The organism is Methanobrevibacter sp. (assembly GCF_015062935.1).
GTDB lineage: Archaea > Methanobacteriota > Methanobacteria > Methanobacteriales > Methanobacteriaceae > Methanocatella.
Genome location: NZ_SUTM01000004.1, coordinates 35431 through 61584, shown reverse-complemented (window position 1 = coordinate 61584; position 26154 = coordinate 35431). Strand labels below are relative to the sequence as shown.

Here is a 26154-nt window from a genome sequence, read left to right as displayed (position 1 = left end):
TAATAATAAATTATTCACCATATTATTTAAATTTGTTTAAATAATTTTTTAAAGCAAAAAAGAGATTGTTAAATGTTTAATGAATATAAAAATAGTTGAATAAAATAAAAAATTGAAGTGGAAAAATTATTCCACTCATTAAAATTTTTCAGCTAAACTGCATCAGAACCTCGCTCACCGGTTCTGATTCTTATTACCTCTTCAACATCAGAGACAAATATCTTACCGTCACCGACTTCGCCAGTTCTTGCGCTTTCGATAATAACGTCAATAATCCTGTCCAGATCATCCTCGTTTACAATAAGTTCAACCCTTGTTTTAGGAATCAAATCCACACAGTAGCTTGAACCCCTGTAGGATTCGCGAATGCCCATTTGTCTGCCCCTTCCTTTGACTGTAGAGACATTCATTCCTTCACATCCGGCTTTTAAAAGAGCCGCTTTTACATTGTCAAACATCTCTTCTCTGATAACAGCTATAATCCTTTTCATATTATCACCAATAATTATTAAATTCTGTAACCTGATTCCTTGTGCAATGCTGAATCAAGGCCTGTGATTTCTTCCTTATCTTCAACTCTTAATCCTACAGTTATATCTAATGCTTTTGCTATTAAAATACTTACCACAAATGTGTATGTCGCTGTTGCAACAACTGCTATAAGCTGAATAATCAGCTGGTCAGGATTTCCATAGAATAATCCTGCAACGCCGTTAATTGCCGGAGATGCAAACAGTCCTGTTGCTATCATTCCCCATACGCCTGAAAGACCATGAACACCGAATACATCCAAAGCATCATCATATCCGAATCTGTCCTTGAGATTGTAAACTGCATAATAAGATATAAGAGCTGCACCTAAACCTATGACAATTGATCCTGAAAGGGAAACAAAACCTGCAGCCGGAGTGATTGCAACAAGACCTGCAACTGCACCGGTTATTGCGCCAAGAACTGTTGGTTTTCCGATTTTCATTACATCAAGTATTACCCATGCAATCATTGCCACTGCCGCTGCAGTGTTGGAAACAAGGATAGCTGAACCTGCAAGTCCGTTTGCTGCAAGAGCTGAACCTCCATTGAATCCCATCCAACCGAACCATAGAAATCCTGCTCCTAAAATTGAATATCCCAAGTTGTGTGGAAGCAGTGAAGTGTCTCTTCTTTTACCTAATATAAGTGCAAGTGCAAGAGCTGAAAAACCTGAGTTGACCTCTACTGCAACTCCTCCTGCAAAATCAATTGCTCCCATATTCATCAGCCATCCGCCACCCCATATCCAGTGACATATAGGAATATAGACCAATGTTACCCATAATACGGTAAAGAGAATCCATGATTTGGTTTTCATCCTTCCAACGATTGCACCTGAAACTACAGCTGCTGTCAGTGCCGCAAATGTTAGCTGAAAACCTGCATAAACAAATGTCGGAATGGTTCCTGTAAGAGAGTCAACACCGATTCCCTCCATAAGCAAGCTTTGAGGAATTCCAATTATTCCTGAAAGACTATCAGGGGAAAATGCAATCTGATATCCGTATAAAATCCATATTATACTAGCTATTGCAAATGCAATAAGCGATAAAAACATTGAGTTCAATACATTCTTTCTTTTTGATAAACCACCATAAAAAAATGCTATACCTGGAACGCTCATCAATAAAACCATTATTGTTGCAACAAGCATCCAAGCAGTATTACCTGTACTTAATACCATAATAAACACCAAATTATTAATAGGAATAATATTGTCGGAAGATACTTTCCGATAAAAATATATTGAACAAGATAGTATATAAATGTTAAGAAAAATTAAAAAAAATAGAGAAAATAGAAGAAATCATTTACCGATATCTTCTACCAATTCTTTTGCATAAGGAGTAATGTTTTCATCAAGCATACGCTCTAAGAACTGACCAGTGTAGGTTCCTGCTTCGGCAATCTCTTCAGGAGTTCCAGTAGCAATGACCTCACCACCGCCATCCCCTCCTTCAGGACCAAGGTCAATAATGTGGTCTGCAGTTTTAATAACATCCAAGTTATGTTCAATAACAACTACAGAGTTTCCGGCATCAGTTAATCTGGCCAATACTTCCAGTAATCTTTTAATATCTGCAAAGTGAAGACCTGTAGTAGGCTCATCCAGAATATACAGTGTTTTACCAGTACTTGTTCTTGAAAGTTCCTTAGCAAGTTTAATCCTTTGAGCTTCCCCACCGGACAGTGTAGTTGCAGGCTGACCTATCTTCATATAGCCCAATCCCACATCATATAAAGTCTGAAGTTTTTTGGTGATTTTTGGAATGTTTTCAAAGAATTCCAATGCCTCTTCAACAGTCATTTCAAGGACTTCATAGATATTTTTACCTTTGTATCTTATATCCAGAGTCTCTTCATTGTATCTTTTACCGCCACAGACTTCACATGGAACATAAACGTCAGCCAAGAAGTGCATTTCAATCTGTACAATACCGTCACCGGAACATGCTTCACATCTTCCGCCTTTAACGTTGAATGAGAATCTTCCAGGTTTGTATCCCCTGGCTTTTGATTCTGGAGTATTTGCAAACAAATCACGAATATCAGTGAATACACCTGTGTATGTTGCAGGGTTTGATCTTGGAGTTCTTCCAATTGGTTTCTGGTCAATTGCAATAACTTTATCAATGTTCTCCAGTCCTTCAATTTCCTTGTACTTGCCTGCGAACATGAATTTTTTGGATAACTTGCCGTGAGCGCCCTTGTAGAGGATTTCATTGATTAGACTACTTTTACCTGAACCGCTCACACCTGTTACGCATGTAAATTTACCTAATGGAATTTCCACATCAATATTTTTCAGGTTATTCTGCTCAGCACCAATAATCTTTATGAATTTGCCGTTTCCAGGACGTCTTTCTTTAGGAATTTCTATCTTTTTAGTTCTTGAAATGTACTGGCCTGTTATTGAATCAGGATTGTTCATTATGTCCAGAGGTGTTCCCTGAGCAACAACCTTACCCCCATGCTCACCTGCACCTGGACCTATATCAACAACATGGTCAGCAGATAAAATTGTCTCTTCATCGTGTTCAACAACAACCAAAGTATTTCCCAGATCTTTAAGTCTTTTTAAAGCTTCAATCAGCTTGATATTATCCCTTTGGTGAAGACCTATACTTGGCTCGTCGAGAATGTATAGAACACCTACAAGACCTGAACCTATTTGGGTAGCCAGTCTGATTCTTTGAGCTTCCCCACCTGAAAGAGTACCTGAAGACCTTGACATTGACAGATAATCCAGACCTACTTCAACCAAAAAGCTTAAACGTTCCTTAATTTCTTTTAAAACCTCTTTTGCAATGAAATTTTCACGTTCCGTAAGTTCAAGATCCTGGAAGAACTGATATGAATCCTTAATTGCCAAATCACAAACGTCAATGATTGATTTTCCACCAACAGTAACGGCCAATATTTCAGGCCTTAACCTTTTACCGTCACAGACATAACATTTTCTGTCAGACATGAATTTTGAAAGGTATTTTCTTGAATAGCTTGATTTTGTCTCAAAGTATAACCTTTGCATTCTTGGAACAACACCTTCAAATCTGCGGTTGACCATATATGATTTGTTTCTTCTTTTAAATGTGAACGGAATTTTCTCATCACATCCGAAAAGGACTGCATCCTGATGGGCTTTTGAAAGCTCTTCAAAAGGAGTGTCCATACTGAATTTGAAGTGCTTTGATACCGCATCAAGCATCTGATAGTAGTAATTTTCCCGTTTTTTGGAACTTGCCCACGGAACAATAGCTCCCTCATTGAGTGACAATGACTTGTCTGGAACAACCAAATCAGGGTCGATTTCCATTTTTGAACCAATACCGTTACATTCAGGACATGCCCCCTGCGGAGCGTTGAATGAAAACATCCTTGGAGTAAGCTCTTCAAAGTTTATTCCACAGTCAACACATGCAAAGTGTTCTGAGTATTTTTTCTCATACTCCTTTTCACCATTGTCAAATAAAACTGTAACAAGCCCTTCTGTAAGCTCAGTTGCAGTTTCCAAAGAATCAACAAGTCTTCTTTTAAAATCAACATTCTTTCTTATTTTCAGCCTGTCAACCACAACATCAATATCGTGCCTATATGTCTTTGCAAGCTGAATGTCCTCATCCAGGTCCCTGACTTCCCCATCAACACGAACCCTTACAAAACCTTTGTTTCTGAGGTCTTCAAGAACATCCTTGAACTGACCTTTCTTATCACGAACAATTGGTGCCAGGATATGGATTTTTAATCCTTCACCTTCCTCGATGATGGAATCTCCAATCTGGCCAATGGTCTGATGGGAAATCTCCTTTCCACAGTTAGGACAGTGAGGAATACCAATCCTTGCAAATAATAATCTTAGATAATCATAAATTTCTGTAATTGTACCTACAGTTGATCTCGGGTTTTCCCTTGTTGTTTTCTGGTCAATTGAAATGGCCGGAGACAAACCCTCAATGGATTCCATTTCAGGTTTTTTCATCTGCCCCAGGAATTGCCTTGCATAAGCAGAAAGGGATTCAACATATCTACGCTGTCCTTCAGCATAAATAGTATCAAAAGCTAAAGATGACTTTCCAGACCCACTGAGACCTGTAATTACAATAAATTCATCACGAGGGACACTGACATCAATATCCTGCAAATTGTGCTCACGCGCACCCTTGATGACAATTTTTTTTCTAGAATCTTCTGCCATAATACACTCCTAAAAATTAGTTATATAATATTAGAACAAACTTACTTATAAAGTATTTGAGAGAGCACTTGACAACTATTCAAAATTTTCGTCCCAAATTGTGAGACCTTTAATTTTTTCAAAATCAGAATCAAAAGTAACAATTTTACTAATCCCATTCTGAAACATAGTAGTCAAAATTGTACAATCGGAATAATTTATAGCAGAATCATAGTTCAAATAGATATCAATCGCAGCTTCATAATCTGAATCAGACAAATATTTGATATCAAACATTTCATTAATTACTCTGAATAATTCTTTTCCAACCTTTCCGCCTTTACCGGTAAAAGAATTTAATGTTTCATTAAGTACAGTATTGTTAATGACTTTCCTCTCATGAATAGAATCGCTTATCTTTAAAGCAGTTTCATGATGAGAATCTGTTTTAATCAATAATGCTATCAAAAATGTAGTGTCAACAAATATCACTATAATTCCCCTCTACCTGATTTTCTTTTCAAATCAACAACATCAGTTTCTTCATCAAGAGAAATTGCAAATTTCGCTAAATCAGATAAAGGTCTTTGTTTTTCCACTTCCACAATAATCACATCCTTTTCAACTCTCCAATTAAGAGTATCTTCTAAAGTTATTCCAATCTCATCCCTAATTTTACTTGGAATAACTGTCTGAAATCCCTTATATATTTTTGAACTGACAATGCCATCCATAATATCACTTATCTAATTGTTTAAAATTCCTAATATTTAATATTTTAGAAAGTAATATTTCCTAAAATATAAAAATACTAAAATTAAAAATAATACTTAAAAAATACTCAAAATTGATTATAATTATTAGTTTAACTTTAAACTTAATATATATTTCTATATAAAGCTAAAACAAAATTATAATCTTTTAATAATATTTTAAAGAAAAATAAAAATTATTTTAACTTAAAAAAATAATTAAAAATTAAAATACAGAGACAATTACTTGTCAAAACCCTTTAAAGCATAAAGTTTGTTTCTCAGCTCAGCAGCTCTTTCAAAGTCAAGCCTTGCAGCTGCTTCCTTCATGTCCTTTTCCAGATCTTTAATCAATAAGCGAAGTTCATCCTTAGGCATTTTATCAACTTCGGCACCTGTAAGGCCTTTGTATTTTTCCTCTTCCTCAGCAATTTTTTCTTTTAAGGTTCTCTGAGTGGATTTTGGTGTGATTCCATGAACTTCATTGTATTTCATCTGCAGCTTACGCCTTTTGAGAGTGATGTCGTATGCATTTTGAACTGAATCAGTCATTTCATCCACATACATTATTACACGGCCGTTGACGTTTCTTGCAGCACGCCCTATAGTCTGTATCAGTGAAGTCTGATTTCTTAAAAATCCTTCCTTATCAGCATCCAGAATAGCTACCAGAGACACTTCAGGCAAATCCAGACCTTCCCTTAAAAGGTTTACACCGACCAGCACATCGAATTTACCACGTCTCAAATCATCAACAATGTCAATTCTCTCCAATGTGTCGATTTCAGAATGCATATATCTTACTTTAACGCCAATTCTTGCATAATAATCTGTTAAATCTTCAGCCATTCTCTTTGTTAATGTGGTTACAAGTACTCTTTCGTCCTTTTTGGCTGTTTTTCTAACCTCTTCAAGCAAGTCTTCAACTTGTCCTGTAACCGGTCTTATGATAACTTCAGGGTCAACCAGTCCTGTAGGTCTGATAATCTGCTCAACAACGTTTCTTGATTTTGCAAGTTCATATTGTGCAGGTGTTGCAGATACATAGATTACCTGATTGACGGATGATTCAAACTCATCAAATCTCAAAGGACGGTTTTCCTTAGCGGAAGGCAGTCTGAAACCGTATTCAACCAGGGTTTCCTTACGTGCCCTGTCACCATTATACATTCCCCTGATTTGAGGAACAGTAACGTGAGATTCATCGATTATTGTCAGGAAATCATCAGGGAAATATTTTAAAAGGGAATAAGGTTTGTCTCCCCAGTTACGACCTGACAAATGCATTGAATAGTTTTCTACACCAGGACAGTATCCCATCTCCTGAAGCATTTCAATGTCAAAGCGGGTTCTCTGCTCCAGTCTTTGTGCTTCAAGGAGTTTTCCGGTTAAATTCAGCTCATTAAGTCTTTCATCAAGTTCCTGTTTGATGTTTGCAAGAGCCACATCCATCTTGTCCTGGCCAACTACAAAGTGCTTTGCGGGGAAAATCATGTATCTTTGAAGTGATTCCTGTTTTTTTCCTGTGACCTTGTCTATAATGCTGATTGCATCGATTTCATCACCGAAAAGCTCTATTCTTATCGGTGGTGTTCCGTGAACAGGATTGATTTCAATGACATCCCCTCGAACCCTGAACTGACCACGGTCAAATTCAATGTCATTGCGCTCATACTGCATAAAAACCAAACGTGAGAGAATTTCAGATCTCTCATAAATGTCTCCCACTGCAATTCCAAAAGCAAACTCACCATAATCCTCCGGTGAACCAATACCATAAATGCAGCTTACACTGCTTACAACAATAACGTCATCCCTTGAAAGCAGAGACTGTGTTGCAGAGTGTCTCATCATGTCAATATCTTCGTTGATGGATGCTTCCTTATCGATAAAGGTATCTGTACGTGGAACATAGGCTTCCGGCTGGTAATAGTCATAATAGCTGACAAAATACTCTACTGCATTGTCCGGGAAAAATTCCTTGAATTCTTCATACAGCTGTGCAGCTAAAGTTTTATTGTGTGAAATAACAAGAGTAGGCTTTTGAACCTTTTCAATGACATTTGCCATTGTAAAAGTCTTACCTGAACCGGTCACACCCAGAAGTGTCTGTTCCTTAATGCCTTTTTTTATACCCTCAGCCAGAGAGTTGATTGCTTTTGGCTGGTCACCTAACGGTTTATAAGGTGACTTGAGCTTAAATTCTTTCATGATTTCTAGTTTAGAATAGTAATGTTGAAACTAATATGAGTATAGCTTGGAGAACAGCATGGAGTTACTCTCTGATCCCTGATTACAAGCTCTCCGTAACCTTTCATTTCCTTTTGCAAATCTCTCATGATATTCGGAATAACTGCATTGTTATAAACCTTAAGAGACCCCAGGAATATTGTTTTAGCAGCCATATTCATAACTGAAATATCTTCAACAACATCCATTTCCTCATATTTAGCTAAAATATTATTTGATTTGTCAATTAGTTCTGATTTTAACTTTTCCTTATCCATCCTAATCCCTCAATGCATCTGCAATAGCTTTTGCAATGGATACACGTGAAGTGTCAGATGATAAACTGTTTGTACCAATGATTTTGTTGGCACCTGCAGCATAGATTCTGGTAGCGCCGTTATTGGTTAGAATCGGATGCACACAGCATACGTCAATTGCAGATGCACCATACTGTTTTAAAATGTTTATTGCATTGACAATTGTTCCTCCGGTTGCAATAATATCATCAACAATGACAGCGTGCATGCCTTTAACTGAATCGATATTTACAGTATTTTCACTTTCACTATCGCATCTGACATCTACAATTTTTGTTTCAACCTTATCAGGTCCTAAACGAACTTTTGTTAAATATGTACAGTCACAACCGATAATTTTAGAAATTTCCTGAGCAAAACCGTAAGCACCTTTATCCGGAGCTATAATTAATGGTTTTAGATCTTCTTTTTTGAAGAATTTCTTGTCCAGATATTCGGCAATTGCAGGCATTGCTGAGATGTTTCTTGCCGGAATGTCAAAGAAGTTCAATACACATTCCTCATGAATATTGAATGTGATAAACTCATCTGCACCTGCTGCTTGAATCAATTCGCAGATTATTTTTGCGGAAACTGTCTCGCCGGGATTGAAACGTTTTTCCTGTCTTGCATATCCCATATATGGAACCACTGCACGAACTTTTTTAGCTCCCAAATCCTTTAGATTTGATATTAAGAATAACAATTCCATCAGATTTTCATCCTGAGGATATCCTGTTGACTGGATAACAGTTACTTCATCAGAAATCTCACCATCAATTCTTAAATACCTTTCTCCATCCGGAAACTTACGAGTTTCAACATAACATAATTCTTCTCCGAGTTCACGAGCTACATGAGCTGCTAAATCTTGTGAAGCTGAACCACCTATAATCACAATATCACCAATAATATATATGACATTATATTTGTTGGTGATAATTAAAAAAGTTAATTATTAATATAAAAAGCATTAATAAAAAAAATCATGAGCAAAGTAAAAGTAATACTGGCAATCATAGTGGTAATTCTTATTGCGCTTTTGTTATTTACAATAACAAGTCCGATATTGATTATTGCTGAAGATACTACCGAAGGATCGCCGGGAATAGATATGGCTGCAAAATTCACTGCATTAGGCGGTTTTGATTGGATTTATCCTGGAAGTTCAGTAAATGCAAATGGACAAACATTGCATAATGTTCACCAGGATTCACCAGATGACCCTTATGGAGCTGCAAGAGACATTATGGAATACTCATATCAGTTTTCACCACATTTAATCATTAGTGTAAATCCTGAAGCTGCTGAAGGCATCTTTGGTGCTGGTTTGATTGACAATATAAGGGCAAATGATGCATACAACGGTTATTCAGGCAGTGAAAATGTCCAAGGTACCATGTCAAGAGGGGACGCAGTGGATACTGCAATGAACAGCGGTACTTTCAATCCTATAGCTATTCCAACAAACATTTTAATGGGAAACATTAAATTCATTTTCGTTTAATTTTCCCCTTTTTTTCTATTTGTGAAGCACAGTATAAAATGAGAGAGCCACACCAACAAGTGAAATAATTAACATTACTATTCCGTGCTTTTTAATTGTCGGATGTCTTGACTGGACAAGATAGAAAGGCATGAAAAAACCAAAGAATGTAAAAAAAGAAAGATTTGTGTTTTTAAGAAATGTTCCAACGATAAATCCGCTCCAGGACAAAAATATTGTAACTATATATGAGGCTATAATCGCCTTGTTGTTTACCGGAGGCAATTCGTTGCGAAACACAATGAAATTTTTAGGCTGAACACCTTCCACCAGTGGAGTTCCGCATTTTGCGCAGAAATCATAATCATCCTGATTTTCAAATTTGCAATTTTCACATATTCTTGTCATTAGTTAACATTAATATTTCTTAATATAAATTATTTTTCTAAAATCATTGCAATTTCTTTAAAATATTCACCTAAATAATTTTGGTTAACCAATTCTGTATAATATTTAAAGCCCAATTTTTCCAAAACCCTTTTTGACTGGGAATTTTCAATTCTATATGAAGCGTAAATATGGGTTACATTCAAATCATCAAATGCTCTTTTGATTATTGCTTTTGATGCTTCTACCGCATAGCCATTTCCCCAGAACTCCTCAGCTATCCAGTAGCCAAGTTCACATGCTCCTTCCCCCCACCAATGGTTTGTATCCGGGTGAAACAGTAGTCCCACACAGCCTATTGGAATGTCATTCCTGACAACTGCATAGGTTTCCCTTTTGGAAAAGACTGTTTTGATAATGTTTAAACTATCATCAACGCTTTCATGAGGTGGCCATCCTGCAATCGGACCTACATTGGGATTTTTTGCAAAGTGATATAAACATTCAGCATCGCTTTCGCGCCAAGGCCTTAAAAGGAGGTTTTGAGTTTTTAAAATCATTATATAAGAATTGTTTTTGAAATACTTAAAAATGATGTAACATAATTTTAACGAATATATTAATAATTTTCAAAAACCTATTATTAAACATGAAGGTTAAAGACGGAATATGCGGTTTTATTGTTGGAGATGCACTTGGAGTTCCTGTTGAATTTTACTCAAGAGCGGAACTTGCAGAAGATCCGGTAAATGAGATGAGAGGCAATGGAACATACAATATGCCCAAGGGCACCTGGTCTGATGACTCCTCAATGACCATTGCAACTATGAGAAGCATTGTAGACAAGAAAGGAATTGACTATGAAGACATCATGATAAATTTCTGCAAATGGGCCTTTGAAAGTGAATTCACACAGTATAACGATACTTTTGATATTGGAAATACAACCAGAAGGAGCCTTACAAGATATAAAAATAGTGCAGATGCAATGTCAAGCGGAGGAACATCAACACATGACAACGGAAACGGATCACTTATGAGGATATTGCCCCTTGCTTTTATTCCGGATATCAACCATGAAACAATTGAAAACGTATCAGGCCTAACCCATGCCCATGACAGGTCAAAAATAGCCTGCGTTTTATATATTGAAATTGCAAAATCAATGCTTGAAAATGACCTGACCATAGATGAGCATGTGAAAAATGCCTGCAATAAAATTGTTTCATATTATGAAGGAAACGAAGAGCTAATCCACTTTAAAAGAATACTTGACGATGATTTTACCGGAGAAATCAGAAGTGGAGGCTATGTTATTGACACCATTGAAAGTGTCATCTATTGTTTAAAAAATACAGACACCTACAGTGATGCAGTCCTTAAAGCAGTGAATCTGGGCGGAGATACAGATACTACTGCAGCTATTTGCGGAGGACTTGCAGGAATTTTTTACGGATATGATGCAATACCTATAGATTGGATTGAATCAATTCCGCATCTTGACAAGGTAATGTCATTATGTGAAAAATTCGAGGCGTTTTGTGATGAATGTTAAAGAAACTATTAAAAATATTAGGGCTACATGCAATAATTATGTAGACCCTGATTTAGTTGCCACAGTAATTCATGACAATTACTACATGGGCTCAAGCAACATCCATGAACTGGACAAATTTGACCTCAAAAAAGAGGATTCCTTTGAAGAAAAAATCCTGAAAATACTAAAACATGAAAACATATTCCTCAACATAGGCATGTACACTTTCGTGCCGATAATCAATGAATGCGACATCTATTCAACTGAGGATTGCAATTTGAAGTTATCCGAAGAAGAATTTGAAAAATATGCAAATGAAAAAGAGCGTGTTTTTGGAATATTGATTAAAAAGGGCACAGATGAATATATAATCGGAAGCTGTGATTTGTGCGGATGCAGCATCGATGCGGCATTTAAGGAAATTGAACCTTCCGAACTTGATTTTTACAAAAAAATTAAAGAGATAATAGATAGTAAAATTATCTATTAATCATTTTCTTTTTGATTTCTTCCCACATTGCCTGTTCTTCACCGCAACCTGTCATGATTACATATTTATAGTCTGAATTTCTGGCCAGTTCATTTAACTTTTCAATTCTGACGTCCATTTCCTCATAACTGAGAGGGTAAAACTCGGCATCGGGGAAATCCTGTTTTATAATATTATAGTATTCTTCGGCTTTCTCAATGGAATGCCTTCCAGGAACAACAATAACATGTTCCGGATTCATGCTTTTTATTACCTTATAGTGGTCTTCAAAGATTTCCTCTTCATCCACATCCGGAGTTGTATAGATGAACTCCAATGGAGCATCAACGAACTGATTCATGAACATTGCATTGATTTTAAGCGCATCACCATTATCACCCTGACCCAATCCGACGAATTTGCCTCCTATATCAACAACTTCAAATCTTCCAGGCGGAATAAATGACATGTCCAGATTGTTGAATACTTTTTTAACCGTGGATTCAATGTTTTCCACCTTAGGAGTGAATGATGCGTAGGTTGTAATGGAGGCCAGAGTATTGTATATATTGTGGAAACCGTATGGAGGTACAGTAATGTCTATGTTAAAGTTAATGTTTTTTGAAACAGTGTAATTGAACAAATCTCCTTCAATTGTGAGTTTCCATGAATCAGGAGCAAATTCAATATCTGTTAGTTTAACATTCAAGTCAGGACGTTTGAATCCGCAGCTGCAGGAATAGATGCCTCTATGATTGAGATAATATTTGGAATATGTTAATGTTTCACCGCATTTCGGACAGTTTACCGCTTCACCGTTGATATCTTCAATTCCATCGGTTTCAATTCCATAATAGTTTACATGGACATCCTTTTCTTTGTCAATCCCTAACAGTGCTGTTCTTGGGTCATCACCATTGGTTATGATAACTCCACGCTTCATGCCCTGAGACAGCAATCTTTTAGCTTTATAATAATCTTCAAATGGGTTTTTAACACCGGCAACCTGAGTATGTTCCTGGGAAATGGTCGTATATACTACACCAACAGGGTCAACGACTCTCTGAACTGTGTCCGGAATTCCGTATTTGATATTACGGATTCCATATTCAAAAACACCAATGTCCCCTTTTTGCTGGATGAAAGCTGAAGCTATAGCATTGATAGTGTTACTTTCAAAACTGCTTCTGATTGGAACATCAGTTGATAATAACTTAATTAAAAGTGTTGTAGTTGTTGTCTTTCCGTTTGTTCCTGTAAGAATAATTGAACCTATACCCAATTGCTTTGATAATTCTGAAATTGCATCAATACCTGCAATCTTTGTAAATAAAATTCCTGCAAAACTTTTTCCACTTCCAGATCCGAATTTTGAAAATGGTCCTCCTACTTTAGCTACAAGTTTTGCAACACTAACTTTAAAACTCATATTTTACCTTTTGAATATATAAATATATAAAAATTTGTATGAAAAAAATAGAAAAAATAAATAATCCCATTTTAATTTGTAGTTGGATTATTAATTGTTGTTTGTGGAACTTTTTCAGCGACTCTGGAACCTAAATTCTTCATTTTTGCAATCAAGTTATCTTTTTTAGAACCGCTGATTAAGATATTTTCTAAAACATCACTTAAAGTTTCGGTTGGAATGATTTCAATCATGTCTTCGTATTTTTTCTCAATCATAACATCTTTTAAATTAGATTTAGGAATCAATACTTTTTTCATTCCCGCTTCTGCAGCCGCTTCAATTTTTGCTGTTGCACCACCGATAGGCATTACATCTCCACGAACATTAAGTGAACCGGTCAATGCTACGGTCTGGTCAATCGGAATCTCTTCAACAGCTGAAATTACCGCAGTAGCAATACTTACACTGGCTGAGTCGCCTTCAACACCATCATAGGTTTGTATAAACTGAATGTGAATGTCATAATCTGAAATGTCCTTGTTAGTGTATTTTTTAATCAGTGCACTTACGTTTTGAACAGATTCCTGAGCGATTTCACCAAGTTTACCGGTAGCTATGATTTGACCACCGTTTTTAGATTGTGTTGGTGCTGCTTCAGCTGCAATTGGTGATACAATACCGCTTCTATCTCCAATTACTGCAAGACCATTGATAAGACCAACTCTTCCACCTTCAGCAGATACCATACTGTAATCTTTTCTTTGGATAATGGATCTGTCAGCTATTTGCTGTTCGAGGGTTCTTGCAAATCTTTTAGCTTCAACAACATGCTCAGCAGTAACAAGCTCTGCACCTTTTTCAATAGCTACATCACCAGCGGACCTGACTAAACCGCCTAAGTCCCTTAACCTTAAGGTCAATGCATTTTGCTTACCTGATCTTCTTTTAGCTTCAAGGATAATTTCATCCAATGCATCAGGAGCGAAGTGTGGAATTCTTCCATCGTTTTTAACTTCCTGAGCTACGAATTGAACCAGTTTTTCTCGGTTTTCGGTTGTATCTTCCATGTAATCTTTCATGAAAACTTCGTAACCGTATCCTCTGATTCTTGACCTCATTGCTATGTGCATTCCTTCCAATACCTGAAGGTTTCCTGATGCTACAAGCACAAAGTCACATGGAACTGCCTGTGACCTTACCATTGCACCACTGGAGTTTTCACTTTGACCTGTGATTGCATATTGCTTTTCCTGCATTGCAGATAAAAGCTCCTGCTGGGTTTTCATACTCATTGTACCTATTTCGTCAATATATAAAACTCCACGGTTTGCCTTGTGAATCATACCTGCTTCGACACGTTCGTGTGCAGGAGTTCCTAATCCTCCGGATTGGTATGGGTCGTGACGTACATCTCCTAAAAGTGCACCTGCATGAGCACCAGTCGCATCCATGAATGGTGCAAATCTGGATTCTTCATTGTTAACCAATAATTTTGGAGACATGTTATTGGTTTTAGGTTTAATCTGTATTGATATAAGTAAGATTAAAGCAGCTGCAATAATGGATTCGAGCAATCTGCCGTACATGAATCCTATAACCAGGATACCACCAATAGCAAACATTGTAATAATTGTTTTTCTCTCTTCATGACCTTTGGCGGACCCTTTTGTTGCCCTTACAATTTTTTTACCTTCACCTGCAGGGACTGTTCTTACCAGAGGATGGTTGTTATCTTCCATATTAGGATAGACCAAAACATCTTGTAGGGTTTCATGAGGCAGGATTTGTGCCATTCCTTTTGCAAGCATGGATTTACCCACACCAGGGTCACCTATTAACAAAACATTCCTTCTTTGTTTTGCTGCTTTTTTAATTGTTTCAATGGACTCTTCATGTCCTATAACCTGATCAATTAATAAAGGTGGAACCTCAATATCTTGTGAGCTTTTTATGTTATCATAATCCAGCATGTGAATTGTTTCTTCACCAGAAGCTTCCTCTTCGACTGGTTTTTCAGTGACTTCTTCTAAAGAATCTTCGATTGATTCTTGTTCTTCAAATTTCATAAAATTAACCTCACTTCTTGTAATAAATTCATCATTAAAAGTTAAGTTTCATATACTATTTAATATTTATTTAATTTTAGGACATATAAAAAGCTTTCTATTTTAGTAAATAAAAGTAAGTAAAATATTTGCATTATTTCCATATAATAAATCACATCGAATTGCACATTAAAACATATCAAAAATATAATTTTAGAACAATAAAACCCAAATAAAAAATTAATAAAATAAAATTGAATAAATAGAAAAATATGATTATATATTGAAAAAAGTAAAGATATATTAAATATAATCTCAATAATATTAATTACAAGATAAATTTTCGATAATTATATCTTGTCACTCGATTTTTGAAGGAGAACCGAACATTATTGTCGCACAGTCAGTTCATTATTAAGCCCCAGACAATACGGCATGACTCTCCTTCAAATTTAATTAAAAAAATCTCATTTTTAAATTATTTATAATATTAACTAAATATATTCTAACATGTCAAAATGTATCATGGTTCAGGGAACCTCTTCAAACGCCGGAAAAAGTATGCTTGTAGCAGCATTATGTAGAATATATAAGAACAGAGGATATAAAGTAGCTCCATTCAAATCCCAAAATATGTCTTTAAATTCATACACCACAAAAGAAAATGGTGAAATTGGAATTGCTCAGATGCTGCAGGCGGAAGCGGCAATGATTGAACCCAGCATACATATGAATCCCGTTTTATTAAAACCAAAAGGAGATTTCACATCAAACGTAATCATTCAGGGAAAATCAATAGGTGACATGAACTTTTATGATTACCAGCACAAATACCATGATACAGCATTCAATGCAATAAAAGAAAGCTTCAAAATACTATCTGAGGAATATGACATAATCGTAATTGAAGGGGCAGGTTCACCGGCCGAGATTAACATGCGAGACCAGGATATAGCAAATATGGAAATCGCACATCTTGCCGATGCCAACGTTATTCTAATAGCAGACATTGAAATGGGAGGAGTTTTTGCAGCCATTGCCGGAACATACGTTTTACTTGATGATTATGACAGGTCCCGTCTTAAAGCAACTGTAATCAACAAGTTCAGAGGTAATTTGGATATTTTAAAGCCAGGGCTTGACAGAATCGAAGAGATAACCGGCGAACCTGTACTGGGAGTGCTTCCTTATGATGAAACATTGAAACTGCCTGAAGAGGATTCAGCATCACTGACAACACATGTGTTTGCAGAAGACAAGGACATAACAATAGGAGTAATCAGATTACCGAAAATAGCTAATTTCACAGATATCGACCCGTTTGAGTACGAAGAGGACGTTGCGCTTAAAATGATTGGTATCAATGACGATATAGGTGATGTTGATGCAATTCTAATTCCAGGAACCCGTAACTCAACAGAAGACATGTTTGCTCTTCGCCAAAGTGGCCTTGCTGACAAGATTATTGAAAAATCATCAGAAATTCCAATCGTTGGAATATGCGGAGGCCTGCAGATTTTGGGAAATGTAATTCATGATGATGACAAACGTGAATCCAAGCATGGAACCTTAAACGGACTTGGACTTTTAGATATTGAATCCGAGTTTTCAAGAGCAGGTAAAATCGTGACACAGTCCGTTGCAACAATACCTGATGATTTGAAAGGATTAGTCGGAGAAATATTTAAAGACATAGCCGGTGAAGAGGTGACAGGATATGAGATTCATGAAGGAACCACTAAACTTTTAGAATCAAATCCTCTTTTAAACATTAAAAAAGGACAGGGAAACAATGAAGACGGACTTGTTGACGGTGCCTCTTCAGATAACGTATTTGCAACTTATTTCCATGGAATATTCCATAACTATAATTTCAGAAGAGAATTTTTAAATTATTTAAGAGTTAAAAAAGGTCTTGAAGCAAAATACGGTGAAGATCCTTACGAAACCCAAAAGGATTATTCTTTAAACAGACTGGCTGAAATCGTTGAAGAAAATCTGGATATGGATATCATCGATGAATTAATATTTGGAAAAAAAGAATAATTTAAACATAATAAAGTTAAAATCAAAAGATCTTAACTTTATTTGTAAACAATTCATCGAGAATAATCTCTTGAATACTTATTTTAATTTTATCATATATAATATTTCTTATTTTATAATGTAAGGAGAACCCCACTAAAGAAAAAATGCTAAAAACTTCTTTCTTTGCATTCAACAACCTAATTATACTCTGCGAATCATTTAAAAAACATTAAAATGATTCTAATTAATTCGATAGTCATTTTAATTAAAAAACGAGTATCTTTTTTCAAGATTATCCCTTCTGAATTGTTATGTATTTTTATTTTAGTGGTCAAAACCTACTATAAAAGATTTATTCCGCATGATATTTAAAATAAAAAGTTTTTAGAATATTAAATTGATTTAAAAAGAAAAAATTCTTTTAAATTAATTAAATTGAGATAAATAAAAAAAATTGTAATTTAAGAGATACTCTTAAATTTTATCTTTAGTATGCTTCTGCCAGACTTTTTCATTGTCACTGGCTGAGATTTTATTATCCGCCATCACACCAACAAGATCATGAGCTACATAAGGCTCTTCAAGATAGCTGATGTCATCAGAAGTCAGTTTTAAATCAACTGCGCCGACTGCTCCATCAACATGGTGAGCTTTGGTTGCACCTACAATTGGAGAGGTAACCTTCTCCAAAAGCCATGCCAGTGAAACTTCAGTCATTGAAACATCATAATTATTGGCCAGTTCATCAACCCTTTTAATGATTTCCAAATCCTGTGATTCACTATTCTGATATTTCAGTTTGGCATAAAAGTCTTCGTTTAATCTTTTTGAATCTTCACCAGGAAGTCTTGAAAGTCTTCCGGAAGCAAGTGAACTGTAAGGTGTTGTTGCGATATTATCCGCTGCACAAAGAGGAATCATTTCACGTTCCTCTTCTCTGAAAATCAGGTTGTAATGACCCTGAATTGATACGAATTTGTGAAAACCTTCAGCTTCAGCCAGGGCATTTGCCTTTGCAAGCTGCCATGCAAAACAGTTTGAAATACCGATGTATTTTACTTTTCCTTCATCAATGACCTCAGTCAGTCCTTCAAGAATATCATACAACGGAGTATTGTAGTCCCACATGTGATAAATATATAAGTCTATGTAGTCGAGACCTAAATTTTCAAGGCTTTTATCTACAAAATTATGAATGTGCTCCTGACCTGAGACATTGTTTTTTATTTCCTCTTCTGTTCTTGGAAGAAACTTAGTTGCAAGCACTATATCTTCACGTGAAGCATATTCCCTTATCGCACGACCCACATACTGTTCTGAAGTTCCGTTCTGATATCCTATGGCAGTATCAAAAAAGTTTATTCCATTATCCATTCCCTTTTTAATGATTTCAAGAGATTCCTTTTCAGGCAATGTCCATGTGTGCATTCCATTTTGAGGGTCTCCGAATCCCATACATCCCATACAAATTCTACTTACATTTAAATTTGAGTTTCCAAGTTTTACATAATCCATATTCAACACTTCTTCATAACATAAAATACATAACTGTAATCGTCACTGTGATTTCTATAGAAATCCATTTCCTTTTTCAGCTGTTTTACAAAGTCCTTTGCAGATTTATCACCGCTTAAAGAGTTTAAATTTTTCTCTAATTTCTGATAATAATTGTTCCAATCACGTTTCGGGACAATTACATAATCAATGAACTCATAACCTGCACTTTCAATCTGTTTAATCTTATTTTCAATAGTGTCAACTTCATCATAGATATTTTTCCAGAATTTTACACTTTCTCCACTAGGCCGTGAAATCCATGAAACATCAGAAATTACCATATACCCGTTAGGCTTCAGTAACCTCCGCCATTCATCCAAAGCTCTCTTAAAGCCCATTATTTCTACAGACGCTTCACAGAAAACAATATCAAATTCCTCATTTGCAAAATCTGGATCTTTCATGTCGCCAACACTGCTGAATACCCTATCTTCAAGAGCATTTTCGGCTATTTTTTCATCCAATGATACTATATAATGTTTAAACAAGTCAAACGCTTCAATTTCAGCATTTTCAAAGTATTTTGCAAGTTGTATTGTTGATGTGCCAACACCGCATGCAATATCAAGTACATATAGCTCATCGTTAATGTTAATGTCAATCTTATCAATTGCCTTTAACGTTGTATCTTCACTACCCGGCGACAATCTGTCCAAATCTCTATAAGCCTGATAAAAATATAGTGGAATTTCCATGTTGATAAGTTTAAACCGCATTATTTAAAAATGTTAACTTACAAAAATATAATTATCAAATTAATTGGAGATTTAATTATGATTGTAAATGTAAAAGCAACTAATAAAAATAGTGGCGAAGTAATTTCATTCGCATTAGAAGGCGACAGAGACGCAGGTTTCACATACGAAGGAACCCACATGCAAGAAGTAACCGACAACAAAATCAGAGAAGTTTGTAACGGATTAATCTTACTCGGTTCTCCTCTTTACACCATCAAATCCGGTGAAAGTGAAACTATCGAAAATATGACCTTTGTGACTGAAATTGCAGCAGAATAATTCTGCTCTCTTATTTTATTTTATTTTTAAAAAAATTAAAGGAAAAGAAATTATTTCATTTCTTTTTCCCAGACTCTTATAACATTTACATTAGCTTTATCAGCCAATTCTTCCATTGTTTTAATCTCATCATCACTTAATTCAATATTTACCGCTTCAGCAGCATCTTCTACGTGATGAACTTTTGTTGCACCAATAATTGGAAGAGTTCCTTTTGCAACTGCCCAAGCGATTGGAAGCTGAGCTATTTTTGCATCATGAGCATCAGCGATTTCAGCCAATGCATTGTTTAACTCTTCAATTTCAGCTAAACTGTCTCCATATGCATTTGCTCTGTCAGATCCTTCAGGGAATGGATGAGCAGTATCATATTTACCTGATAATGCCCCTTGTTCAAGAACCATGTATGCAAAGAAAACAATATCATTCTCTTTACAATATTCTAGAATTCCTGAGTCTTCAGATGATCTGTTAAGTAAACTGTAATGGTTTTGTACAGCACCAAGCTTTAATCCAGCTTCTTTTAGGATTTCATTAGCTTCCTTGATTTCTGCAAGATTATGGTTTGAAACACCAATCATTTTAATATCATGCTCTTTAGCTGTTTCCACCAGTTTTTTAGTCCATTCAGGTGCTCCAACAGGATTGTGAATCCAAAATATATCAATATCGTCCACACCTAAAATTTTTGCACTGTTTTCATACATTGAAGTTACTTCATTTGCCTCAAACATTTCAGCCAGCTGAGGTGTGAATTTTGTTGAAATTACAAAATCATCACGATTTGATGTCCTTAGAAATTCTCCTAAAACCTCTTCTGAAGTTCCCATTCCATAGACATAAGCAGTATCCCATAGATTAAGACCTAATTCCATTGCTTTATCATAAATTGGTTTTAAATCGTCAACTTTATGCTCATTTCCGAAAGTTCCATCATTACCCCATGCCCATGCACCAAGAGCAATTTTTGGAAGGTTGTCTTTTAAAGTCATGAAATTATATCTTTAAAAGAAAATATAAAAAATTAAAGTGACAGCTATGACACCAAAAATTAAAAATAAAACAAAATAAAAATGTTTAAAGCATATGACATACTTTGATTTTGAACTTACTCACTGTCCTGTGGAATTATCCCTTGATATTTTAAATAGAAAATGGGTTTTGCAAATTATTTGCGACATGTTTTTTGGAAAAACACGTTTTAGTGAGTTTAAAGAAGGAAGGCCTGAACTGTCCAACAAAGCATTATCAAGAAGTTTGAAATTCATGGAAGAACAAGACCTTATCAAAAAGGTGGTTGATGATGCAAATATTGAATATTTCCTAACAGAGAAAGGAAAATCATTAAATAAAATAATATATTATTTGGTTGAATATACTCTAGACAACAATAAAGATTTATATAATAAAGAAACTGCTGTTAAAGCTAAAGAAGGCTTTAAAAAACAGTTACTTGACTAAATCATCCATGTATTGTATGTTGCATATGAATAGGGAAAACCAATTTATATTCAGTTCCATTTTTATGCTCAACCAATTGGATTTTGCCGTCCAACTGTTTAGTAAGATTTTGAATTATTATGCACCCTAAATTCTTTTTAATCTTTTTAGGGTCTTCAATACCTACACCATTATCCTTGAATGTTAATTCGGCAGTATTTTCATCAATTTTAACAATTTTTTTGATAATCTTTTTGTCAGGAACTGTTTTATCCGGAAATGCATGTTTTATGGCATTCATATTCAATTCATCGATAATCAACAATAAAGGAGTAATAACCTCAATTGTCAGGTTAAGATCTTTGTCAACTTCAGATTCAAATTCGACACCATTCTTCATGCCAACCAAATTTCTAATTTGACTGTCCTGATCCTGAATAAAATCATTAAGATTGATGTTTTTAAAGTCATGAGTATTGTATGTTTTTTCATGCAATAAAGCAAGTGAAGTCAGACGTGACTGCATATGATCTATGATTACTTCAGGTTTATCTTTATATGCTCTTCTTTCAAGATTTAAGAAACTGTTGAGAACTTGCAGATTGTTTTTGACTCTATGATGAACTTCTTTAATTAATACGGCCTTATGCTCGTTGGCATCTTGCAATTCCAGTTGTTTATTCTTTTCATCGGTAATGTCAGCTAGAAAACCCAAACTGTGATTACTGTTACTGAACTCAAATCGTTCAATGTACAGTTCACAGATTTTCTGATTGGATTCATCACCGCCAACATTGTATCTGAATGTTTCATCAATTCTGTTTATTTCTCCATCAACCAATCGAATGATTTGTTTTTTTGTTTCATCCTCAACAATATTGTTAATTAAATCAAGGGAATGAACATACTCAGATGGATCTTGGTCAATGAAATAATAATAGCCTTCTGAAAATTCAAAATGTTTAAAATTTAACGGTTCAATTAACAAAGCCAATTTTTTACTGTTTTTAAATCCTTGCAATAGAAAATCGACAGGTTTTATAGATGATTGTTTTGAATAGGTAGTTATATCATTAAATAATCCATAACGACTAATCAGATTACCTTCTTCATCAAAATTTGAATAAAGATTAATCTCAAGATATTTTAATACTCCATCTTCAGTTCTAATCCTTATAATATCCTCATGATGGCTTGTATCGGTATCCATGATATTTAAGATTTTTTCAATCAGATCCTTATCTTCAGGAATGGCTAAATCAAATACAATATTATAATATTCATCACGTTCCTCCCTAGGACGATTTATAATATTATATATCCCTTGTGTCCAGGTATATTTTCCATCAACCCTACGATAACTTCCTGTCTGAGTGAAATATTCCATCATACTCACTTTATCTTCGGAATACTTGATTTTATCAAATTCATCTGAAACATTGGCATCTTTATTGATATGGTCTGCAAAAACAAATAACCTGTTCAGTTCATAAACGATTTTAACAATAGTAATTCTTGATAAATTATGTTTTCCATAATAAAAAACATGAACCACTTTAGTTTTTTGAGTTTTATAGACTTCTCTGAAATATTCATGAAACATTTCATAGAAAACAGGTGAAATTTTACTTAAAAGCCTTCCTCTCACATCATCCAACTGAAGATTAAAATGTCCCAGTATAAAACTTCCCAAAGATTTTATTATAAAATCATTTCCGTCATTGTGAGGTATTAAAATATTTACATCCATTGGGATATTACTTATCAGCTGTGGAAAAGGAACATCATCTACGCTGAATTCAAGAGGTGTTGGATTATACAATTCTTTTTGGTCAATATCATAAATACGGAGTTCATCAATATCTTCCAATCGCCTATAATCTTTATATATTTTCATATTTAATTTCCTTAATTTCATTTATGTTATAATAATATTCACTAAACTAAATTTTCATTGAATAGAAAATCGAAGATACAAAATAAAAGATATATTATCTTTAAAGAATTACATTGAACATTATATATTATTGTTATGTATATTTAACATGATATTTAAAGTAATCACATTTAGAACACCGAAAAGGTGAAATTATCCAATCAATTCAATTTTAGTTGGAATATTTCATACAATATAATATATTAAAAAAATAAGTAAAATGTTGATAAAAATCAACAATTTAATTTGAGTTTGCAAGAAAATATTTTTAAAATTATTAAAACAGATCAAAACTGAATTTTGAATCAGAAATCACTTCTGAAATAAACTCCTCTGCAATTTCAGGGTCATTATAATCATTGAAAGGACTTTTGCCTCTGTCCAATTCCTTAATTTTTTCGATTTCCTTTTTATTTAAAGTGAAATCAAAAACATCAATATTTTCTTCCATCCTTTCTGTTTTAACAGATCTGCATGAGAGAGGAATATCCCTGTCAATCAACCATCTTAAAATAACCTGTGCGGCGCTCTTGTCATATTTTTCAGCTATTTCCAAAAGAATCGGATTTTCAAATAGATTATCTAACCCTTCGGAAAGAGGGCCCCAACTCTGATGAGTCACATCCCACTCCTTCATTATCTTGTTAGCTTCATATTGCTGGTAATAAGGTGTTGTTTCAACCTGATTGACTTGAGGAACTATGTCAAAATTCATGCATAAGTCAACCAGACGAACAGAATCAAAATTTGAAACACCAATTGACAATACCTTTCCCTCTTTTTGCAAATCCTGAAATGCTCTGTATGACCCGTAATAATCTCCAAATGGCTGATGAATAAGCAACAAGTCAAGATAATCCGTTTGCAAATCATCTAATGTTTTATTAACGGCTTTCATTGTTTTTTCATATCCTGAATTGCTTACCCAGTTTTTACTGGTCAAAAATAGTTCTTCCCTGGGAATTCCTGATTCAGAAATTGCTTCACCAACTTTTTCTTCATTATAGTAGATTTGCGCATTATCAATTGAAGTATATCCTGCATTTAAAGCATTAATAACAGCTTTTTTTGTTTTTCTAGGACTTATTTCATAAACGCCATAACTTATAAATGGCATTTTTTCATTATTATTCAATTTTTTGAATTCCATATTAACAACGCCTTATATCTTTGAATATCTATTTTTTCATCACATATTCAATAGTGTTGAATCCTAAAACTTCTGCATATTTTAAAAGACCCTCAGGGAAGTTATGTTTAAGATGTTCAAGATTTTCATGTTCCCCATCATACTTAACATCAAGATGTATATTATCATCATAATCAATGACTAACACTTCCACATAGGTGCCGTGAGGATTTGTATCGAAAATCACATCAAAAATCTTATTTGTGTTATCACAGAACTTATCATCGGCATTTAAATCTTTCAAATGGTTTAAACATTCTTTTCTTGCATTCAAGTCATTATCAGTTAAGACAAAATTTCGGGTTTTAGGTATCAAATCATGCTCAATGAAGAATAATCCGCTGTATTGCGGCTCTCTTTTTTGAATTAGCTTAATAACTACAAGGGCAATTCCCATAGAAATTATAGTTCCTACAGTAAATCCTAGCCATATTCCATTAGATCCAATCAAGTTATATAATATTACAATGGAAATAAACGGCATTACAAGAGTATAAAGAATGGATATTGCTGATGACAATACCGGCCTTTCTATTGCTTCATAATAGAATACCAGTAAATTAGGAAGCACTGAAACTATAAAGAATAATGAATATAATCTAAGCGCATTTATCACAAAGTCAGCTATTTCACTATGATTAAAGTTGTAAAGTGCCAGGAATCCTTGAGGCCATACCCACATGACACCCATCAATATTATTGCACATGACCCGCTTATCAGAAGTGAATTTTTTACAAGGTGGTTTAAATTAAGATAATCATGCTTTGAATAGTATACCGGAACAATTGACGTCAATGTCTCTGAAACACCAACATCAACAATACTTGCAATAACCAATGCATCAGTACATACCATATAGGTAGTCAATCCAGTATTTCCCAGTGTTGAAGCCAAAAACAGGTTTAAAAGATAAACAAACACTACATCAAAAGCACCTATACTTGCACCAGGGAATCCCACTTTAATCATTTCCCAAGTGGTTTTAATGAAGGTTTTAATTTCAAGTGCAGATCTGACAAATCTGAATGTTCTTTTAGGATTGCGAATGTAAAATAAACAGATAACGATTCCTACGCTGTACCCTATAAATGATGCAAGTGAAGCGGATGCCATACCCATGCCTGAAGATAAGAAAATATAATCAAAAATGATATTAACTATATTTGCGACTATAATTACGACTGATGCGAAGTTTGGCTGACCGTCCACACGGATATATTGAGCAAGTATTCCTACAACTGTAGATACAAAGAAGCATCCGTACAGATATGTGGAATATTGCATAACAAGAGGTTTTGTAGCAGCATTTGAACCTAAAACTACAGCCAATTGATCAAGAAATATTAAACACACCAATGCCATTACAAGTGAAGCAATAACTGATACAACTATTGATGTTGTAAAGAAACGATTACTTCCATCAATATCAAATTCTGATTTTTTACTCAACGCCAAAATTTGACCACCAAGTCCAAACAACCATTCTAAAACGGTTACTAATAGAATCATAGGCTCCAAAAGATCAATTGCAGCAACTGCATTTTCACCTATGAATGTACCTACAAAAAACGTGTCGACAACTGAACTTATGTTCAAAGCCATTACGATAAGCAATGTAGGTAATAATAATTCCTTAAATTTACTATCTGCTATTTTGAAATTCATTT

At 34.7% G+C, this 26154-nt stretch carries 24 protein-coding genes; 6 read left to right on the top strand and 18 right to left on the bottom strand.

The genetic code is table 11. The annotated features are described in order from the left end of the window. Nucleotides 1-152 precede the first annotated feature (152 nt). The 8 genes from E7Z81_RS02635 to E7Z81_RS02600 form a co-directional block, all read right to left on the bottom strand. A complete protein-coding gene (locus E7Z81_RS02635) occupies nucleotides 153-491 on the bottom strand; it encodes a P-II family nitrogen regulator (protein ID WP_292743847.1) in 339 nt (112 codons plus the stop codon). A 17-nt stretch (nucleotides 492-508) separates the two neighbouring features. Then, complete coding sequence (locus tag E7Z81_RS02630; protein WP_292744044.1) at nucleotides 509-1720, bottom strand: ammonium transporter; 1212 nt, start codon at nucleotides 1718-1720, stop codon at nucleotides 509-511. Nucleotides 1721-1840: 120 nt separating this feature from the next. Next, nucleotides 1841-4729, bottom strand: a complete 2889-nt coding sequence (gene uvrA, locus E7Z81_RS02625) for an excinuclease ABC subunit UvrA (protein WP_292743844.1) — start codon at nucleotides 4727-4729, stop codon at nucleotides 1841-1843. A 75-nt stretch (nucleotides 4730-4804) separates the two neighbouring features. Then, nucleotides 4805-5200: a type II toxin-antitoxin system VapC family toxin gene (locus E7Z81_RS02620; protein ID WP_292743841.1), complete on the bottom strand. Its 396-nt coding sequence runs from the start codon at nucleotides 5198-5200 to the stop codon at nucleotides 4805-4807. Beyond that, the gene (locus E7Z81_RS02615; RefSeq protein WP_292743838.1) at nucleotides 5200-5442 is read right to left on the bottom strand and encodes an AbrB/MazE/SpoVT family DNA-binding domain-containing protein; all 243 of its coding nucleotides are present in this window, start codon (nucleotides 5440-5442) and stop codon (nucleotides 5200-5202) included. The genes E7Z81_RS02620 and E7Z81_RS02615 overlap by 1 nt, the downstream gene beginning before the upstream one ends. A gap of 261 nt (nucleotides 5443-5703) precedes the next feature. Continuing rightward, nucleotides 5704-7671, bottom strand: a complete 1968-nt coding sequence (gene uvrB, locus E7Z81_RS02610) for an excinuclease ABC subunit UvrB (protein ID WP_292743835.1) — start codon at nucleotides 7669-7671, stop codon at nucleotides 5704-5706. A 5-nt stretch (nucleotides 7672-7676) separates the two neighbouring features. Continuing rightward, the gene (locus tag E7Z81_RS02605) at nucleotides 7677-7967 is read right to left on the bottom strand and encodes a hypothetical protein (protein ID WP_292743832.1); all 291 of its coding nucleotides are present in this window, start codon (nucleotides 7965-7967) and stop codon (nucleotides 7677-7679) included. A gap of 1 nt (nucleotide 7968) precedes the next feature. Continuing rightward, entirely contained in the window at nucleotides 7969-8883 is a 915-nt protein-coding gene (locus tag E7Z81_RS02600; RefSeq protein ID WP_292743829.1) for a ribose-phosphate diphosphokinase, read from the bottom strand. A gap of 90 nt (nucleotides 8884-8973) precedes the next feature. On the opposite strand from E7Z81_RS02600, the gene E7Z81_RS02595 reads away from it, so the two are divergent. Further along, nucleotides 8974-9492, top strand: coding sequence for a hypothetical protein (locus tag E7Z81_RS02595; RefSeq protein WP_292743827.1), 519 nt, complete (start codon nucleotides 8974-8976; stop codon nucleotides 9490-9492). A 15-nt stretch (nucleotides 9493-9507) separates the two neighbouring features. On the opposite strand, the gene E7Z81_RS02590 is transcribed toward E7Z81_RS02595, so the two are convergent. Next, nucleotides 9508-9879: a zinc ribbon domain-containing protein gene (locus E7Z81_RS02590; protein WP_292743824.1), complete on the bottom strand. Its 372-nt coding sequence runs from the start codon at nucleotides 9877-9879 to the stop codon at nucleotides 9508-9510. A gap of 29 nt (nucleotides 9880-9908) precedes the next feature. Continuing rightward, nucleotides 9909-10418, bottom strand: a complete 510-nt coding sequence (locus tag E7Z81_RS02585) for a GNAT family N-acetyltransferase (RefSeq protein ID WP_292743821.1) — start codon at nucleotides 10416-10418, stop codon at nucleotides 9909-9911. 89 nt (nucleotides 10419-10507) lie between these two features. Between E7Z81_RS02585 and E7Z81_RS02580 the strand changes: the two genes are divergently transcribed. After that, nucleotides 10508-11413, top strand: coding sequence for an ADP-ribosylglycohydrolase family protein (locus E7Z81_RS02580; protein ID WP_292743818.1), 906 nt, complete (start codon nucleotides 10508-10510; stop codon nucleotides 11411-11413). Beyond that, a complete protein-coding gene (locus E7Z81_RS02575; protein ID WP_292743815.1) occupies nucleotides 11403-11885 on the top strand; it encodes a hypothetical protein in 483 nt (160 codons plus the stop codon). The genes E7Z81_RS02580 and E7Z81_RS02575 overlap by 11 nt, the downstream gene beginning before the upstream one ends. On the opposite strand, the gene E7Z81_RS02570 is transcribed toward E7Z81_RS02575, so the two are convergent. Further along, nucleotides 11875-13293, bottom strand: coding sequence for a Mur ligase family protein (locus E7Z81_RS02570; protein ID WP_292743813.1), 1419 nt, complete (start codon nucleotides 13291-13293; stop codon nucleotides 11875-11877). The genes E7Z81_RS02575 and E7Z81_RS02570 overlap by 11 nt on opposite strands. Nucleotides 13294-13364: 71 nt before the next feature. Continuing rightward, nucleotides 13365-15245, bottom strand: coding sequence for an ATP-dependent protease LonB (gene lonB / locus E7Z81_RS02565; RefSeq protein WP_292744041.1), 1881 nt, complete (start codon nucleotides 15243-15245; stop codon nucleotides 13365-13367). A gap of 585 nt (nucleotides 15246-15830) precedes the next feature. Between lonB and cobQ the strand changes: the two genes are divergently transcribed. Continuing rightward, complete coding sequence (cobQ, locus tag E7Z81_RS02560) at nucleotides 15831-17366, top strand: cobyric acid synthase CobQ (protein ID WP_292743810.1); 1536 nt, start codon at nucleotides 15831-15833, stop codon at nucleotides 17364-17366. A gap of 456 nt (nucleotides 17367-17822) precedes the next feature. Here cobQ and E7Z81_RS02555 read toward each other — a convergent pair whose 3' ends face one another. Both E7Z81_RS02555 and E7Z81_RS02550 read right to left on the bottom strand, forming a co-directional pair. Then, nucleotides 17823-18863, bottom strand: coding sequence for an aldo/keto reductase (locus E7Z81_RS02555; protein ID WP_292743806.1), 1041 nt, complete (start codon nucleotides 18861-18863; stop codon nucleotides 17823-17825). 2 nt (nucleotides 18864-18865) lie between these two features. Further along, nucleotides 18866-19600, bottom strand: coding sequence for a methyltransferase domain-containing protein (locus E7Z81_RS02550; protein ID WP_292743803.1), 735 nt, complete (start codon nucleotides 19598-19600; stop codon nucleotides 18866-18868). 78 nt (nucleotides 19601-19678) lie between these two features. On the opposite strand from E7Z81_RS02550, the gene E7Z81_RS02545 reads away from it, so the two are divergent. Then, on the top strand, nucleotides 19679-19921 hold the full coding sequence (locus E7Z81_RS02545) for a hypothetical protein (RefSeq protein WP_292743800.1): 243 nt from the start codon (nucleotides 19679-19681) through the stop codon (nucleotides 19919-19921). A gap of 50 nt (nucleotides 19922-19971) precedes the next feature. Here E7Z81_RS02545 and E7Z81_RS02540 read toward each other — a convergent pair whose 3' ends face one another. After that, nucleotides 19972-20913 carry an aldo/keto reductase gene (locus E7Z81_RS02540; RefSeq protein ID WP_292743797.1) on the bottom strand — a complete coding sequence of 314 codons (942 nt, stop codon included), beginning with the start codon at nucleotides 20911-20913 and terminating at the stop codon, nucleotides 19972-19974. Nucleotides 20914-21007: 94 nt separating this feature from the next. Between E7Z81_RS02540 and E7Z81_RS02535 the strand changes: the two genes are divergently transcribed. Continuing rightward, nucleotides 21008-21382: a helix-turn-helix domain-containing protein gene (locus E7Z81_RS02535; protein WP_292743794.1), complete on the top strand. Its 375-nt coding sequence runs from the start codon at nucleotides 21008-21010 to the stop codon at nucleotides 21380-21382. 1 nt (nucleotide 21383) lies between these two features. Here the strand turns inward: E7Z81_RS02535 and E7Z81_RS02530 are convergent, their stop codons facing one another. From E7Z81_RS02530 to E7Z81_RS02520, 3 genes are all read right to left on the bottom strand, one after another. Further along, on the bottom strand, nucleotides 21384-23258 hold the full coding sequence (locus E7Z81_RS02530; RefSeq protein ID WP_292743791.1) for a sensor histidine kinase: 1875 nt from the start codon (nucleotides 23256-23258) through the stop codon (nucleotides 21384-21386). A 316-nt stretch (nucleotides 23259-23574) separates the two neighbouring features. Continuing rightward, nucleotides 23575-24447, bottom strand: coding sequence for an aldo/keto reductase (locus E7Z81_RS02525; protein WP_292743788.1), 873 nt, complete (start codon nucleotides 24445-24447; stop codon nucleotides 23575-23577). Between the two features lie 28 nt (nucleotides 24448-24475). Beyond that, on the bottom strand, nucleotides 24476-26152 hold the full coding sequence (locus E7Z81_RS02520; protein ID WP_292743784.1) for an MATE family efflux transporter: 1677 nt from the start codon (nucleotides 26150-26152) through the stop codon (nucleotides 24476-24478). Between the last annotated feature and the right edge of the window lie 2 nt (nucleotides 26153-26154).

What these genes read in the sequence shown, in the direction of transcription:
- E7Z81_RS02635 (WP_292743847.1), bottom strand. Translation starts at nt 491, where the DNA reads ATGAAAAGGATTATAGCTGTTATCAGAGAAGAGATGTTTGACAATGTA.
- uvrA (WP_292743844.1), bottom strand. Translation starts at nt 4,729, where the DNA reads ATGGCAGAAGATTCTAGAAAAAAAATTGTCATCAAGGGTGCGCGTGAG.
- E7Z81_RS02615 (WP_292743838.1), bottom strand. Translation starts at nt 5,442, where the DNA reads ATGGATGGCATTGTCAGTTCAAAAATATATAAGGGATTTCAGACAGTT.
- uvrB (WP_292743835.1), bottom strand. Translation starts at nt 7,671, where the DNA reads ATGAAAGAATTTAAGCTCAAGTCACCTTATAAACCGTTAGGTGACCAG.
- E7Z81_RS02605 (WP_292743832.1), bottom strand. Translation starts at nt 7,967, where the DNA reads ATGGATAAGGAAAAGTTAAAATCAGAACTAATTGACAAATCAAATAAT.
- E7Z81_RS02595 (WP_292743827.1), top strand. Translation starts at nt 8,974, where the DNA reads ATGAGCAAAGTAAAAGTAATACTGGCAATCATAGTGGTAATTCTTATT.
- E7Z81_RS02590 (WP_292743824.1), bottom strand. Translation starts at nt 9,879, where the DNA reads ATGACAAGAATATGTGAAAATTGCAAATTTGAAAATCAGGATGATTAT.
- E7Z81_RS02585 (WP_292743821.1), bottom strand. Translation starts at nt 10,418, where the DNA reads ATGATTTTAAAAACTCAAAACCTCCTTTTAAGGCCTTGGCGCGAAAGC.
- E7Z81_RS02580 (WP_292743818.1), top strand. Translation starts at nt 10,508, where the DNA reads ATGAAGGTTAAAGACGGAATATGCGGTTTTATTGTTGGAGATGCACTT.
- E7Z81_RS02575 (WP_292743815.1), top strand. Translation starts at nt 11,403, where the DNA reads ATGAATGTTAAAGAAACTATTAAAAATATTAGGGCTACATGCAATAAT.
- E7Z81_RS02570 (WP_292743813.1), bottom strand. Translation starts at nt 13,293, where the DNA reads ATGAGTTTTAAAGTTAGTGTTGCAAAACTTGTAGCTAAAGTAGGAGGA.
- lonB (WP_292744041.1), bottom strand. Translation starts at nt 15,245, where the DNA reads ATGCTGGATTATGATAACATAAAAAGCTCACAAGATATTGAGGTTCCA.
- cobQ (WP_292743810.1), top strand. Translation starts at nt 15,831, where the DNA reads ATGTCAAAATGTATCATGGTTCAGGGAACCTCTTCAAACGCCGGAAAA.
- E7Z81_RS02555 (WP_292743806.1), bottom strand. Translation starts at nt 18,863, where the DNA reads ATGGATTATGTAAAACTTGGAAACTCAAATTTAAATGTAAGTAGAATT.
- E7Z81_RS02550 (WP_292743803.1), bottom strand. Translation starts at nt 19,600, where the DNA reads ATGGAAATTCCACTATATTTTTATCAGGCTTATAGAGATTTGGACAGA.
- E7Z81_RS02545 (WP_292743800.1), top strand. Translation starts at nt 19,679, where the DNA reads ATGATTGTAAATGTAAAAGCAACTAATAAAAATAGTGGCGAAGTAATT.
- E7Z81_RS02540 (WP_292743797.1), bottom strand. Translation starts at nt 20,913, where the DNA reads ATGACTTTAAAAGACAACCTTCCAAAAATTGCTCTTGGTGCATGGGCA.
- E7Z81_RS02535 (WP_292743794.1), top strand. Translation starts at nt 21,008, where the DNA reads ATGACATACTTTGATTTTGAACTTACTCACTGTCCTGTGGAATTATCC.
- E7Z81_RS02530 (WP_292743791.1), bottom strand. Translation starts at nt 23,258, where the DNA reads ATGAAAATATATAAAGATTATAGGCGATTGGAAGATATTGATGAACTC.
- E7Z81_RS02525 (WP_292743788.1), bottom strand. Translation starts at nt 24,447, where the DNA reads ATGGAATTCAAAAAATTGAATAATAATGAAAAAATGCCATTTATAAGT.
- E7Z81_RS02520 (WP_292743784.1), bottom strand. Translation starts at nt 26,152, where the DNA reads ATGAATTTCAAAATAGCAGATAGTAAATTTAAGGAATTATTATTACCT.